Origin of the sequence: Kibdelosporangium philippinense (assembly GCF_021390435.2) — a bacterium.
GTDB lineage: Bacteria > Actinomycetota > Actinomycetes > Mycobacteriales > Pseudonocardiaceae > Kibdelosporangium > Kibdelosporangium philippinense.
The window spans coordinates 1337946-1352873 of the sequence record NZ_JAJVCN010000004.1; the positions used below are offsets into that span (position 1 = coordinate 1337946).

8 protein-coding genes and 1 pseudogene are annotated in these 14928 nt (G+C 64.8%); 3 read left to right on the forward strand and 6 right to left on the reverse strand.

The features are described from left to right. Both LWC34_RS49180 and LWC34_RS49185 read right to left on the reverse strand, forming a co-directional pair. On the reverse strand, positions 1-162 hold the full coding sequence (locus tag LWC34_RS49180; RefSeq protein ID WP_233732914.1) for a hypothetical protein: 162 nt from the start codon (positions 160-162) through the stop codon (positions 1-3). A gap of 4 nt (positions 163-166) precedes the next feature. Next, positions 167-1819, reverse strand: coding sequence for an MmpA family trehalose lipid delivery protein (locus LWC34_RS49185; RefSeq protein ID WP_233732916.1), 1653 nt, complete (start codon positions 1817-1819; stop codon positions 167-169). A gap of 911 nt (positions 1820-2730) precedes the next feature. On the opposite strand from LWC34_RS49185, the gene LWC34_RS49190 reads away from it, so the two are divergent. Further along, positions 2731-3936 carry a lipopolysaccharide biosynthesis protein gene (locus LWC34_RS49190; RefSeq protein WP_233732918.1) on the forward strand — a complete coding sequence of 402 codons (1206 nt, stop codon included), beginning with the start codon at positions 2731-2733 and terminating at the stop codon, positions 3934-3936. Between the two features lie 873 nt (positions 3937-4809). Here the strand turns inward: LWC34_RS49190 and LWC34_RS59365 are convergent. From LWC34_RS59365 to LWC34_RS49210, 4 genes and pseudogenes are all read right to left on the reverse strand, one after another. After that, positions 4810-7938, reverse strand: a pseudogene (locus tag LWC34_RS59365) (alpha-(1->3)-arabinofuranosyltransferase); the annotation flags it as partial. Continuing rightward, on the reverse strand, positions 7919-8653 hold the full coding sequence (locus LWC34_RS49200) for a class I SAM-dependent methyltransferase (protein WP_233732920.1): 735 nt from the start codon (positions 8651-8653) through the stop codon (positions 7919-7921). The gene LWC34_RS49200 and the pseudogene LWC34_RS59365, both read right to left, overlap by 20 nt. Before the next feature lie 64 nt (positions 8654-8717). Next, on the reverse strand, positions 8718-10439 hold the full coding sequence (locus LWC34_RS49205) for a hypothetical protein (protein ID WP_233732922.1): 1722 nt from the start codon (positions 10437-10439) through the stop codon (positions 8718-8720). Further along, the gene (locus tag LWC34_RS49210) at positions 10436-11974 is read right to left on the reverse strand and encodes a substrate-binding domain-containing protein (RefSeq protein WP_233732924.1); all 1539 of its coding nucleotides are present in this window, start codon (positions 11972-11974) and stop codon (positions 10436-10438) included. Before LWC34_RS49210 ends, LWC34_RS49205 begins: the two co-directional genes overlap by 4 nt. A gap of 179 nt (positions 11975-12153) precedes the next feature. On the opposite strand from LWC34_RS49210, the gene LWC34_RS49215 reads away from it, so the two are divergent. Both LWC34_RS49215 and LWC34_RS49220 read left to right on the forward strand, forming a co-directional pair. Further along, positions 12154-14241, forward strand: a complete 2088-nt coding sequence (locus LWC34_RS49215) for a DUF8189 domain-containing protein (protein WP_233732925.1) — start codon at positions 12154-12156, stop codon at positions 14239-14241. Further along, the gene (locus LWC34_RS49220; protein WP_233732926.1) at positions 14238-14927 is read left to right on the forward strand and encodes an SDR family NAD(P)-dependent oxidoreductase; all 690 of its coding nucleotides are present in this window, start codon (positions 14238-14240) and stop codon (positions 14925-14927) included. Before LWC34_RS49215 ends, LWC34_RS49220 begins: the two co-directional genes overlap by 4 nt. The last annotated feature ends 1 nt before the right edge of the window (position 14928 follow it).

Here is a 14928-nt window from a genome sequence, read left to right on the forward strand (position 1 = left end):
CTACCTCGAGCCGTAGTTGACGATGTTGCCGGTGTTGTTGGCGGGCTTGGCGAAGTCGACCTTCTCGTCCGGCTGGGACCGGTCAACGAGTACATATGTGCCACCGCCGGCAAGACCGAGGCCCGCGACCACAACGATGACCACAGCGATCAGAGTGCCCACGCGTCTACTCCTTGGTGGTTCGCGACCGGCTTCGCATGATGAATCTACCGGCTGGTAACACGAGCCACAATAGCGCGCCGAGGATCACTGTCAATACCACGGAATCCGCTGCCAGAATCGGCAAACTCGGCGGCCCTGCCGGTGGTCGCGCGATCATTCCAGGGACACGGTAGAGACTGAGCCACTGGCCGGACCATTCGTGCTCAAGCCGATCGAGCGTGGCCTGCTGAACGGCGCCAGGAGTGCGGTGTTCCACCAGAACCCAGCCGATGCCGTGCATGGCAAGGTTGCCGTTGTCCTCGACCGTCTGGCGGATCTGTTCGACACGCGGGTCTTCGCCAGCGATCGGACGGCCGTTCACCGCGACGACGTCATCGATCACGGTGGTACGCGGGAGAATCCGTGGCGCGGGATCGAGCTGCGTCCGGTTGCCGTTCCACGGGAACTGCCGGAACGAGGACATCGGCAGCGTCAGCACGTCGCCGCTCTGCCGATCCTCGGCGATGAGCTCGCTCACCGTGATCCAGTCGATCGGGTAGCGGACGGCTTCGAGCTGTTTGAAGCCGCCCCAAGCCAGATCAGGCATGGCGAGGATGGGAAGGAACGTGGCGACCGCGATCAAGAGGACTCGATTGGACAGATACTTGGTCGCGGCCTGCACGCCCAACGCGATCCCGATGGATAACGGCAATGCCCACCAGGCGACCCACTTCTGCGAGTCGCGCAGCAAACCCGCGCCGGGAATGTTGGTCACCGCCCAGCGCATGACGTCGTCGCCACCGGGGACCGTGGTGAACACAGCGAGTACGACACCGGCGGCGCCGAGCAAGACCAATGACAACGTTGGTGCCAAACCCCAACGGGCTGCGAGGGAACGCAACCCGATGAACGCGACCACCAAGGAGAACAGGATAAGGATGGGGATGACCGGCATGCTGCGGCTGGCTGGCGTGACTTCGGCGTTCCAGATCCCGCCGGTGCCGAGGACACTGATGACGGGCGTGGCCCAGTTTTCGTCCCTGGCGGCGAAGGCGGCTATACCGTCCGGACTGGACAGTGTGCCGCCTGGGCGTAGCAGGCTTGGCAGGATCCATGGGAGGTTCAGGAGGATCCCGGTGGGGATGGTGATAACAAGCGCTTGCTTGCCCGCGCAGACGATGGCGAGGACGACGGCGAGCAGGCCGCCTGTTGGCGTGATACATGCTGGTGCACAGGCCACAATGACCTTGGCGAACGCTTTTTTCTCGTTCCTGCGCATGGCCAGAGCGGCTGAGGCGATCCAGGGCAGGCAGGCGTAGGCGACCAGTAGTGCCCAATGGCCCATGAGCAGGCGTTCGGCCAGATATGCACTCCAGCCATACCAAACGGCTGCTACGACCCGGACGGCTTCCGATTCCGTGGGGACAAGGCGGCCCGCGCCCCAGCAGGCCATGAAAATGATGAGGAAAAGGACGAATTTCTGGACGATGTCGCCGGGAATGATGGTGGTGAGGGCGGACATAACGGCGTCTGCCGGGACGGATCGGGCTACCGAGGTGCCGAGGCCAAGCGCGTCAGGGACCAGTGGTTGACGTGGTGTGAAAACCATGTCGTAGTTCAGGGCGAAGCCGGGTTTGAGGATCGGGCCGAGGACGATGAACGCGAGCACAGCGGACACGCCCGGCACCACAAACCGCCGCGACCCGCCCACACTCGCTCCAAACCCATTTCGGCGAACAGCCGACCCATTATCGACCTGGTTCACGGGAAAGCGCAGCACGCCACCCGAGTGTTAGCCCACCGCAACATCGGCGGCGTTGGTTGGGGCTTCGGTTGGTTCTTGGCTGTTGCTGCGAAGGCCACCCTCACGGCGTCTACCGCGTCAAGGGAGGCCTTCGCGCGGTCAACGCCAATGCCAGGAACACGTGCGGGCTGCTTTCGAGCATCCCGAGGTCCACTAAGGACCCAAAATCGTCCCGTCAGTCACACGTGTCACACCAGCCACACCCAGCACGGGATGGAATGCCGCGAAGGCCACCTTCGCGGCGTTGAACGCACCTAACTCGGCCTTCGCGCCCTGGAACACCTGGCAATGCCCGCAGCTGCGCCCGCACGCGCCGACCATGACCGACTGCCCATGCCGGACACTGGATATTCACAGGTCAACGGCCTGTGCCTGGTCAAGCAGTGACCAAGGCTCAACCTTGAGTCCCTGGCACGCCAGATGCGCCTGGGTAAGCCAGCTCAACCGGATCCGCAGTCACCGGCGGCGAAGGCACAGGATTCGGGACAGCCGAAGGAACACGCACGGCATTGGGGTTCAACGCCACAGATCTTCCCCTCGCAACGGCCCGTCACCCGCGAGGCCTGGGGTGCGGCCTCTGGCCCCCGGCATCAAGTCTATCGGTGGGGACTGACAATTCGGTCGCTGTGAAGATCGACTAGAGGGACTTGTGCACAGGGTGCCGGGCCTATCTTTGGCCCTCGGGACAAGCGTTCATGTACCGGGGGACAACGGTCAGGCGTCCGCGGGCAGCGCGGGCTATGCTCCCCGGGAGCACTACCCGCGAGTAACTCAAAGGGGAGTCCATGGCCAGCACTCTGTCAGCCAGGACTCGGGTGGGTGCCCTCTATGTGGCCGCGGCCTTTGCGGGTACGAACATCGCGAGCTATGTGATGACGGTGATCGCGGCACGCCTTCTTGTCCCGGCGACGTTTGGGGAGTTTGGGTCGCTGACGGCTGTCCTTGTCATCGGGGCGGTTCCGGCGATGGGGTTGCAGACGGTGGTCGCGCTCAAGGTTGCGAAGAATCCCCAGCAGGATCGGGGGCAGCTTGTCACCCTTGGTCTGCTGACCAGTGGCACGATCATGCTGACGGCTCTTGTGGCGTCGCCGTTGCTCATGGGGTTGCTGCACGTCAACAACCCGTGGACCGTTGTCTTTCTGGCGTTGGCCGTGGGGCCGATCACCTTGATTGGCCTCTGCTACGGCATTCTTCAAGGTACTGAGCGGTTTGGGTTGATGGCGCGGTTGATCGCGCTTGAAGGGGTCGGGCGGGTTGGTGGGACGCTGACGGGCCTTCTTGTTTTCCGGACACCGACGGGAGCGTTCGCGGGGGCGGCGATCGGGGCCTCGTTGGTCGCTGGTGCGGGGTGGCTGATCTGTGGCAGGCCGTTGCCGGGCAAGCGGGGCAATGGGCATGTCACCGAGGTTCTGCACGCGATCCAGGCGTTGCTGGCGTTGGTGTTGCTGGTGAACCTCGACCTTGTCCTCGCAAGGCATGCTTTGCCTGCTCACGAGGCCGGTGAGTACGCGGTTGGGTCTGTTGTTACGAAGATTGCCTACTGGCTGCCGTATGCGATCGCTGTCGTTGTCCTGCCCAAGTTGGCCAACGAGGATGTGCGGCGCAGGCTTGTACCCAAGGCTCTTGGAATTGTTGCCGCGGTGGATTCCTTGGTTGTCGTTGGATGTGCGGTGTTAGGGCCAACGGTCGTCGCGTTGGTTGGGGGAGCGGCGTATTCCGCCAGCAGTATTCCCGTGTGGCCGTTCGCTTTGGTCGGGTCGCTGCTGTCCTTGGTGCAGCTGCTGCTGTACTCCCGGATCGCTAGTGCGGATCGGCGGTCGACTTTGCTGACGTGGTTGGCCGTTGTCACGGAGATTACGTTGGTACTGGGGTGGTGGCACGGGTCGTTGAGCCAGGTCGTCACGGGTGCTGTGGTGGCGACCGCCGCCCTCGCTTGTTTCGGCGCGCTCATCGAGTTCCGGACGCGGGTCGAACCAGTCGATACACGCTGATACGACCGTCGCCAGCGAAACCAGGATCGCGGCCTGTGCAACGGGTCCGTACGCCCATGCTTGCCCTTCGCCTTGCAGGCGGCCGAACATCGACACGAACGTGGCGACGGTCATCCCGCCGAGTGCGAGCACAGCCGACACCAGCAACTTGCGTCGGAACACCGCCTGCACGAGCAGCGACGCGATTAGCAACACGACGGCCAGGATTCCGCCCAATGCGGCGAGCAACACAACGAGTGCTACGGCAACCCATTGCTTGCCGCCAGGTGCGGTGCTGATGCGTCGGCGTCGGGCAGGCAGAACTGTGATCAGCAAGAGCAGTCCTGCGGCCACGGTGCCGATGAGTAACCGTTGCCGGTATGGGATGTCCGGCTCGAACTGCAGGCTCACGGTGGCCTCAGCGCCTGCTGGGAGGACCCAGGCCTGTTGCCAGCCGTCGACGCGGGTGCGGGCCAGCGGCTGACCGTCTACTTTGGCCACCCAGCCGTCGTTGGCGTTCTCCGGGACGCTGAGGATCGCGGCTTCGCCCGCGCCGACTCGCAGTTCACGCTGCGCGACGCCCCATTCGACGACATTCACGGATCGCTGGCGTGGGGCTGCGGCTGGCGGGGTGTTCGGTAGTAGTCGGATGTCCTGTACCACGAACGATTCCGAGCGGTCGGTGCGCAGTTCGTGTTCCCGTGCTTCCAGATCTATGCCTTCGACGAGGTCACGGCATGTTCCCAGGGTCAGTGGGCGGTGGTTGACGATGTCCGACAACGTCCCGGAAACGGTTGTCTGGTAGGTGGTTCCGTCCACGGTCACGGCCGGGCCGGATCCACAAGGGACAACGAACGGTGTTTCCTGTGGGATCGGCGGGAACACGCCTTCGGCGCCGGTCACCTTGACCTCGCTGATGCCCGCGGGGCCTGGGATGCGGTCGGGTGGCGACTCTGTCCTGGTGATCTGGATGTCCATCCGGTCGGTCGTGATCGGCGGGAAGCTCGCCGAACCGTCGGTGAACACCTGGGCTGTCCGCGTTCCCGATGATGTCCTGACGACGATTTCGGCCGGACGCGACGCGCCGGATGCCTCGGAAGTCGTGAGTTTGAGGCCGCTGATGGTTCTGGCGCCTTGCCATGCCAGTTGAAGCGTCGGTGTCTCGTCGGTGAAGTCCGAGATCCACGTCGTTCCCGCGTTGCCGTCGATCGCCGCGAGTGGCGACCCCGCAGGGTCACCGGCGAGTTGGGTTGATCCTGTCGCCGCAGAAGGGATTGGGATCCGCCCACCGGCTGCGGGCAGGACTGTCCCTTCGAGACGGTAGTTTCCTGCTTCGCGTGTGTGGAACAGCCTGTGGATTCCGTCGGGTTCTTCACCGAGGCGGGTGAGGCTTGAGTCGCAACGCTGTTCCCGTTGCATTGCGGCGCAGGCATATCGTGGCTGCGGTCCACGCGAGAACACGAAACTTGAGCGTTGCCCGGAGTTCGGCGCGAAGTCGGTGGGCACTTGGAGCGCACGCTGGGCTGTCACACCCGGCACGGTCAACTCCGCGATGCCGACGCCACCGGTGTCCCGGTTCGCCGCGACCGACAGCACTGTGACGCGGATTTTGCTGGTCAGGCCGGGTGCGACGGAGAACTTCTGCGGGTTGCCGCCTCTGGCCACGTCGTGATCGCGTGAGCCGAGGTCGGTGGTGATTCTGATTCTGGATACCGGCCAGCCGACGCGTTCGTCGTCCACGACACGCATCTCGACCTGGTCGACCACACGGGGTGTGTCCAATTCGACTTCGAGCCATTGCCCGGCTGGCGCGAAAATGGTCGACGATTGCCATGCCGAGTACGGATCGCCGTCGATCGCGGCGAACGGCATCGACGACGGGTCCGAAGGCCGGACCGAGTCGGCGTAACCGGCCGAAGTGGACGCTGTCACGCCACGGATTCCGCGGTATGCCGCGACTGTCTGATGTTCGAGGCCGTGGAACGGCAAGATGTCCGTGGCGGGCCGGTTCTGGCGCGGTTTCTCGTCGGCCGCGAGCGTTTGGCTGAGATTGTCCCGTGCTCGCCCCACGTTTCGTTCACGGTGGCGCAAGCCGTCGGTGACCATCCAGTCCTGGCCAGTCGGCGTCGCGCTGTCACCAGCCATGACGGTCGGCCGGTCTGCCGGCAGTACACCGGAATCCAGCAACTGCAGCAACGATTCCGGGCCGCCACTGACGGTCGCGATATCTGTCAGGTTGGTCGCCACCGCGCGCGCGACCGGGCGTTTCACCTCGTAGATCTCGATTGCCTTGCCGGTCGGCGCGTCGGTGTCGATGGACGTCGCGCCGGGCTGGTCACGGGCCTCGATATCTGGGCCGAAGGTCGTGATCCGCTCGATGCCCGGCGAACGCGCCAGCGCGTCACGTATCATCGTGACCGGTGGGGCACCGGTTGTGGAGCGGTCGATGTCGTTACGCAGCAACAAGAACCGGTGTCCGGAGCGGGCGAGGAAATCGGCGAGGCCGGGAGATCCGCGGCCGTCGGCCAACACGTCCTCGACCGCGTCCATGATCCGCGTGTTTCCTTCGGAGCCCAATGGGATCTGACTGCGCAGCGCCCATGGCGAGCGAGCAAGCGCTTGTGCAGGCTCGTCGACCGTCTTGCCCCACGTGTACTCGCCGAAACCAGTTCCCGGCACCAAAAGCGTGCGGGACTGTGGATCCTTCTCACCGAGCCACGTCATCGCCGCACGCCAGTAGTCCGGCACATTGTCCCAGCCAGGCCCTGGCCGGAGCGTGAAAAGCCACGCTGGGGCAGCCATGACGAGAACCAAAGCCATGCCTGAAGCGAGCCGTGCACGACCCAACGCACGTGCCTCACCCAACCGGGACACAGCGTGCATGAACGCGAGCATCAACGGCAGACGTAACCCTGGCTCGAACTTGTGCACGTTACGCAGCGGCGCGAGCGGACCGTCCAGCAACGCCCGCACGGTCTCGGAAAGCGGGCTGTCCAGCGAGCCGACGTACCCAATGGTCAGGAACGTGACCGTGGTGATCACGCTGATCGTGATGAACCGTCGCTCCGGGAGGCCACGCCTGACCAGGCCGAGCAGCCCGACCGCGGCGACCATTCCGGTGGCCAGCATCAGGATCGGGTGGTCGACCAGCATGAACCCCGACGGCCACCACGGCTCGCCCTGCACGACGTACGCGACCCATTGGTTGGTCCCGCGCATCGCCTGGAACAGCGACATCGGCGAGGTCGTGTTGGTGGCCGATTCGACGTAGTCGACGAACGGCAGGCTGTACTGGCCAAGCAGCATCAGTGGCAGGAACCACCACACCACCGCGGCCGTGACCGAACCGATCCACCACAGCACGAGTTGGACGTGCTGTTTCGTCCATTCCCTTGTCAGCAGCCACAACGCGGGCAGGACGAGGACGAGGATGACCACGGCGCCGTTGATGCCGCCGATGCACACCACAGCCAGCCCGGACAGGCCGGCCGCGCGTCTGGCTGAACCGATGCGGTCCGCCTTGACCAGCGGTAAAAGCACCCACGGCAACATCGCGGGCGCCAGCATTTCCGCCGACAGCGGGCCGATTTCGGTGAGCATGCGCGGCGCCAGCGCGTACGCCACCGCGCCGGTGTACTGCGCGGGCGTGCTGCCGATCTTCAGCGTCCGCGCGATCGCCAGGACACCGTAGAACGCCAGGCACAGCAACAACGCGCACCACAGCCGTTGCGCGATCCATGGCGGGATCCCGAGAAGCTGGTTGAGCGCGAAGTACGGTCCCATCGGGAACAGATAGCCGTAGGCCTGGTTCTGCAGTTCGCCGCCGGTGGCCTCCGGGTTCCACAGATGCAGCGCGCGGCCGAGGAACGCGATCGGGTCCACGGTGAGGTCGAGCTTGGTGTCAAAGGTCGTTTTGCCTGGTCGCTGCAGGAACGAGACCAGGGTGAGGCCAAGCATCACCCACGGCGTTGGGCTTCGGAGCTTGGTCAACACGCCGATGACATTAGACCTTGCGTACGACATATCGGGTCGACTGCCAGTGTGCCTCGGCAATGTCCTCACTCTGGCTGTCGATGACCTCGCCGCCGTGCGCCGTCACGACCTGCTTGAAATGCGCGGGCGAGACCGGCGTCATCCGCATGGGAGCGGGATAGCGCAACACGATCCGCTGCCCCATCGCGAGCAGTTTGTACGGCGCGAACCGCCACAACGCGCCCTTGAGTGTCCATAGTGGACGTGTCGTGCACTGCAGCACGGCGATACCGCCGGAATTCAGCACGCGCATGAACTCGGCCAAGTAGGTGTCGATGAGGTCGGCAGGCAGGTGCTGCAGCACGAGTTCGGTGTAGACGAGGTCGAAGTGGCCGTCGTCGAACTGGCGCAGGTCTGGCGAGTCGTTGTGCACGAACCGGCATTTCCCGCCGGTTCTGTCCAGCTTGCGAGCGGTTTCGAGCATCGGCTCGGACACGTCGACGCCCGTGACCTCATCGGCGTGCTCGGCAAGGGCCTGTGAGAGCCGCCCGGCGCCGCAGCCGAAGTCGAGTACACGTTTCCACGTGACTGGCAGGTCCCAGCGGGACAGCCAGTCGCGGGCCTTGGCCACGTCGGTCCGGCCCAGTTCGAGGAACTGGTCGACGTCCCATTTGCCGCCGCGCTTGTCCGGCGCGACATGGACCGCCCACAGGGGGTCCTGCTCGCCGAGCGTCGTCCAGTCTCGCCGCACCTCGTCGAAACTCACCGAGCCATCCTAGGGACGCATGAAGCTTTTTCAGGTTATCTGTTATCGGCCTGGTATCAGCAGGTCATGTCACGGGCAAGCCGATCCGGACATCGACAACGCACATCGGGTCCACCTGGGTGGCCCGGTTGATGTCGACACGGTTGAAACTGTCGTCCACCACCAGGTAGAGCACGTGCAAGCCATCGGTGAGCTGGATTTCGTAAGTCGTTTTGCCCAGACGGATGGTCACCGGACCTTTGCCTGACGTGTAGTACTCCATTCGGAGCAGACGGCGGCCATTGCTCCACCCGCTCAACGGGATCGTCGCGGTGTCGTAGCCGACCGCGTAGCCGCATTTCTCGTACGGTCCGGGCCTGCCGACAACCGGGTCACGGACATTGGTGATCTTCTGGGGTGTGCCGGTTTCGTCCAGCAGGTACAGGTTCTCCGCTGGCTGGTCGAACTTCGGCGGCCCGGGCAGCAGGCCGATCACGCGGGATGCCTTGCCGTCCTCGAAGAACCAGTTGCTCATGATCTGGTCGGGCACGGGCGTGTCGTACAGGACCATCGACGGGTTGCCCTTCAACGCGGCCTGCGCCGTGGCCACGTACTGCTTGGCCTTCTCGAACTGCAATCCCGGTGCCAGCCAGAGATAGCTGAACGTCGCGCTCGCGCCAAGCACCACGATCAGCAGGCCCGCGGCCGGGCGTTTCAACCGCAACGAAGAATAAGCGAAAGCACCGCACAGCACGGTGATCGGCACGGCATCGGCGGTGTACCTGGGGTCGTTGCCGATCAACGGCCCGATCTCCGGCAGACGCGTGATGATCACCAGCGCCAGATCGACCACGACGTACGCGCCGAGCAAACTCCACGCCAGCACGGCTTTGCGCCCGCCGACAACGATTCCGCCGACAATCACAGCGACCGCGATGGCCGCGGCGGCGATCCGAAGGCCTAACGCCGGGGTCGAAATCGCCGCGCCCGTGGCGGGATCGGCCCACGGACCACCGAAAAGCCCAGGCAGGAACACGTCGAACACCGAGCGCCGGAGGAATTCCAGTATCACCTCGACACGAGGCAAGCCCTCCTTGATCCGGCTCACGGTCAAGCCCGCGTACAGTGCCACGAACCCAGCGAGCAACGCGCCATGCGCGAGCCAAACGCGCCAAGGCGCCCGCTCGCCCAGCAGCAACGTGAAACCAAGTAGCAGCGGCAGGAACAGCGCGGCCTTCTCGTAGAACGCCATTCCCGCGGCGGTCCACAGCAACGTCGTCACGATATGCTTGGGCTCACGTGTCCGCAGATACGTCAAATGCGTGTTGAACGCGCCGAACATAGTGAGTAGCAAGGGAAACAGCTGCACGCTGTAGGCCCACCACATGGTGGAGAACAGGATCAGCGGTGAGAACGCGTACAGAGCGTACGGCAGCAGCAAACCCCAGCGATGCTTGAAAACCCGGACCAGTAGCCGCCACAGCAGGATCAACGCGCCCGCCTGCATGAGCAGGGCGGGAATCACCGCGATCGGGTAATTCAACGGCGCCAAGGCAGTGACGAACCAGGCCAGCAGGAACATCCCTGGCGCGATATGCCCGCTGTAGTCCTGGAAAAGGTAATCGGCGTCGAACGGGCCGCTGCTGCCCGCGCGATACAGGATGACGAAGTCGTCTTGGCCGAAATAGCCGGAGAACGTGGCAATGGCGTGGATCAGGAACGGAATCGCCGCGACCACGGCAGCGGCGATACTGACTGTCTTGGGTAAGACGAGGGTGGGCGCTGGTCGGGTCGCGGTAGCCGTCACTGTTGCTGCTCCAACAACTTGCCTAAGGCCGCGTAGAAGGTGTCGACGATCTTGGTCGGGTCGGGTGTCGGGAAGGCGTCGCCGCCGGTCGCCCTGGTGATCTCGCGCAGCTCGGCCGGGTCGATGTCCGGTCCGATGCCGATTCCGATGATCTGCAACGGCCGCTTGGGATCCTGCAGCTTCACCAGTTCGGCCAGCAGTTCCTGGCGGCTGATGCCCTTGCGGTCCTCGTTCTTGCCGTCGGTCAGCACCACGACGAGGTTGATCCGGCCGGGTTCCCAGTTCTGTCGTGCCGAGCGGTACGCGGCGAGGACGCTGTCGTACAGGCCGGTCGCGCCGCCGCTGATCGCTTTGACCGCGCGTAGTTTCGCCAGCGTGTCATTGCTTGCGAGGTGCTCGCCGACCGGCTTGACCGGCAGCAGTTCCTGGTAGTCCTTGTCGCCGTCGAGGTTCGTGGAAAACCGCCACAGCCCGATCTTCGTGGTCTTCTTGAACAGCCCAAGGCCCAGCTCGGCGGCCTTGATGGTCAAGGTCATCCGGTCGGCTTTGGCTTTGGGCACGGCCGCGGCCATCGACCCGGACACATCCAGCAGCACCTGCATCCGCGAGCTGCGGTTGGCCGCCGCCCATTCGTTGAGCAGCTTGTCGGGGTCGTCGGGCAGGTTCACCGGCGCTACGACTGGCTGATCAGGCCCTGGCGTGCCGTTGGGCGGCCGGAAGCCCGCCGCGGTCAGGATAGGGGCTTGCTGGAGCACCTTGGCAAGGAACTGTTGCGCTATCGCACGTTGCGCGTCGGACGTCCCAGGAAGCACGACATAGGGGTAATCCAGCGACGGGATCGCCGGATCCGCGTACGCGCCCACGAGGTTGTGCGCTTTCAACGACACCTCGGACGTGACCGCGCCTTCCAGCGCCGGGTCGAAGATCGCTGAGGGTTCCTGAACCGTGTGCTTGGTCAGCTTGCGCAAGGCTAAGGCGTAGGCGCCCGCCGGATCAGGCGCCTTCTTGGTCAGCTCACCTGTGCCGACCAACGCGGCCAGCCCGACCGGGTCGACGGCCGGATCGAGGAACCCGATCGCCGGGTCGCCTCTGAAGATGTCCGGCCATGTCGGCTTTTTATCCGGCCAGCCGTACTTGCGGGCCGCGGTTTCGGTCAGCCCCACCACGATCGGTGACGATGCCACCGAGGTCCCGGTCACCGGCAGGCTCCACGAGCCGCGTTCCTGCGCTCGCTGCAACCATAAGGAAGACTCCGGCACCCAGACGTCCGGCTTGGTCACGGCCAGGCTTTCCATGGCTTGACCGGACTGGGCCGCGACCGTTTCGACCTTGAAACACTTTTCAGTGTCCTGTTGGGACACCGTGGTCAGCGCGGGCGCGATGTCCGGCGCGGCGACGATCCGCAGTGTCGTGACGGCGTCACAGCTGGACGCGGCCAGGCGGGTACGCAGGTAGTCGAAGCCGAGCCAGCCCGCGAGGGTCAGCACGAGCAGGACGCTCAGGATCACCACGGGCGAGCCGGGCCGCCGAGCCATCCGCCTGAACCTCCCGTCGCTGGGTGCGGTGCCGCATCAGCGTAGGGGAAATCGCTACTGAGTGGTAATACCCGCATCCGGCGCTTTAGCTCATTAATTACTAATAAACGTTGACACGATCCGTCCCGACCGGCAGTCTCAACGCTGCACAGTCCTGAAGCGGGAAGGTAGGCGTCGCAATGCTGCGTCGTGTGATCCAGGCAAGCCTGGTTGCCGTGTTAGCCGGGCTGGTCACCCCGGTGGCCACCGCCAACGCCGGTGTCGATCAGGGAGCACCGGAGTATTACGACAGCGGCCTCGCGCCGACCCCGTACATGGGCTGGAACACGTATTACGGCCTTGGCGCGCCGACCGAGCAGGCCGTCAAGGGCGTCGCCGACCACCTGGTCTCCAGCGGTCTGCGGGACGCGGGGTACAAGATCGTGTGGCTGGACGGCGGCTGGCAGGGCACGCCGTCGCGCAGCGAGAACGGCAGGCTCCTGGAAGACCGGACCCGCTTCCCATCCGGCATTCCGGCGATCGTGGACTACATCCACAAGCGTGGCCTCAAAGCGGGCATTTACACCGACGCGGGCGCGTGGGACCCCAAGCACTGCGGCCTCGGCAGCGGTGGCGGGTACTACGAGCGCGACGCCAAGCAGTTCGCGGACTGGAAGTTCGACGCGGTCAAGGTCGACTTCCTCTGTGGCCTCGCCCAGAAACTCGACCCAGGCAAGGCCTTCGGTGAGTTCTCCGCCGCCGTGCGCAAGGCCGGCCGCAAGATGATCCTCAACCTGTGCAACCCGGTCACCAGGGAATGGGGCCAGGGCACGACGCCGGAGCAGGAAGCCGGCTACAACTACACCTGGGGCCCGACGACCGGTGACTCGTGGCGTACCGACACGGACGTCGCCGTCGGCACGCCGTGGCCGGGTGAGTTCAAGAACGTCCTGCGCAACATGGACAACAACGCGGCGCACCCCGAGGCCAACGGCCCAGGGCACTACAACGACGCCGACTACCTGATCCCGATGCGCAAGCTGCCCGACGGCAGTGGCTACGAGCTCAACGAGGAAGAGTCCACCACTCAGCTGATCATGTGGGCGCAGATGGCGACCCCGCTGATCATCGGGTCGGACCCGCGCACGCTGCCGCAGTCGATGATCGACACGTTGAAGAACCCGGAGATCATCGCGGTCAACCAGGACAAGCTGGCCATCCAGGGCGTCCGGGTGCAGTCCGCGCCCGAAGGCGACGTCTACAGCAAGGTGCTTTCCGGTCGCGGACAGCGTGCGGTCACGCTGCTCAACCGGTCGGACAACCCGTCGAAGATCACGCTGGACTTCGCCAAGGCGGGCCTGAAGGGCGATATCGCAGTCCGTGACATCCGCAAGCGCGCCAATATCGGCACTCTCAGCGGCTCGTACTCCGTCGAGGTTCCGGCGCACGGCACCGCGTTCCTGCGCTTGAGTGGCACGGACTCCGCTCCTGGCGCCGAGCTCGGCGGCGACACCTCGGCCAGCCCCGCGCTGGTCCGGTTCTCCGACACGTCGGCCACGGTGTTCTCCCGTGCGGCGGACGGCTCGATTGTCGTGAACACTAAGAACGGTGACACCTGGTCTCAGCGCTGGACCCGCCTTGACGGCCCGGTCCACCGCGGCATCCTTGGCCAGCCCGCCGCGTACGGCTCAGCGGGCGGCCGGATCGACCTGTTTGTCCGTGGCGCGGACAACGAGGCCTACCAGCGCACGTTCCGCAATGGACGGTGGGACCGTTGGATTCGCCTTGGTGGCAAGCTTTACGACGCGCCGACCGTCGCGTTCACCTCGCCGGACAACTGGACGATGTTCGCGACCGGCCCAGTGGGTCTGGTGTGGAAACGTAAACACAATGTCGGTTGGACCACGATCGGCTCGCCGAACCTCAAGCCGATCTACGGCAGGCCAAGCGCTGTGGTCGACGCCAACGGTGTCCACGTGGCCGTCCGGACGCGTGACGACGCGGCCTGGATCTACGAGAACGGCGAGTGGAAGTCCCTCGGCGGTGTCATCAGCGGCAGCCCGACGTTGCTCGCGACCGAAGGCCGGATCTACATGTTCGCTCGTGCCAGCGACTACACCTTGTGGCAGCGCAACTTCTCCGATGGCCAGTGGGGCGGTTGGTTCCCGCGCGGTGAGTTCCCGAGCAACGCGTTCGATGGCTCGCTCGGTGTGGCTGCTGGTGCGAACGGGTCCGCTTGGGTCGCGTTCCGTGGCATCGGTGGGCAGGTGCGACAGGTGGTGCTGTGACAGCTAAGTGTGCTGTGGTGACGGGCGCGGCGTCGGGTATCGGCGCCGCGGCCGCTCGCCGTCTGGCTTCGGATGGCTACCGCGTCATCGGTGTCGACATCAATCCGGCTCCAACGGTCGCTGTTGTCGGCGATGTGGCGTCGGACGCCACGTGGGAGCAAGTGCTTGCTTCGACCGATGGTGTTGACGCGTTCGTCAGCAACGCTTTCACGGTCGTCGTGAAACCTCTTGGCGAGACTTCTCGTTCCGAGTGGACTCGGCAGATCGAGGTCAACCTGACCGCTGCTTACCTTGGCGCGCACGCGTGTCTGCCGTCGTTGCGGGCTCGGCGCGGGTCGATCGTGCTGGTTTCCTCTGTGCACGCTCATTTCGGGCTGCCTGGGCATCCGGCTTACGCGGCGGCCAAGGGCGGTCTCGTGTCGCTCGCCGGTCAGCTCGCCGTCGAGTACGCCCCTGATGTCCGAGTGAACTGCGTGCTGCCTGGACCGGTCCTCACCGGCGCATGGGACCGGGTGTCCACTGAGGATCAAGCACGCAGTGCGCAAGCGACTCCGTTGGGGCGATTGGGAGGTCCTGACGAAGTCGCTTCGGTTGTGTCCTTTTTGGTGTCTGATCAGGCGTCCTTTGTGACCGGTGCGAGCATCGTCGTCGACGGTGGCTGGTCGGTGCACAAGGACTCGTCATGAG

Bases quoted from the DNA above. Each gene is read 5' to 3' on its own strand.
- LWC34_RS49190 (WP_233732918.1), top strand. From the start codon at position 2,731: ATGGCCAGCACTCTGTCAGCCAGGACTCGGGTGGGTGCCCTCTATGTG.
- LWC34_RS49210 (WP_233732924.1), bottom strand. From the start codon at position 11,974: ATGGCTCGGCGGCCCGGCTCGCCCGTGGTGATCCTGAGCGTCCTGCTC.
- LWC34_RS49215 (WP_233732925.1), top strand. From the start codon at position 12,154: ATGCTGCGTCGTGTGATCCAGGCAAGCCTGGTTGCCGTGTTAGCCGGG.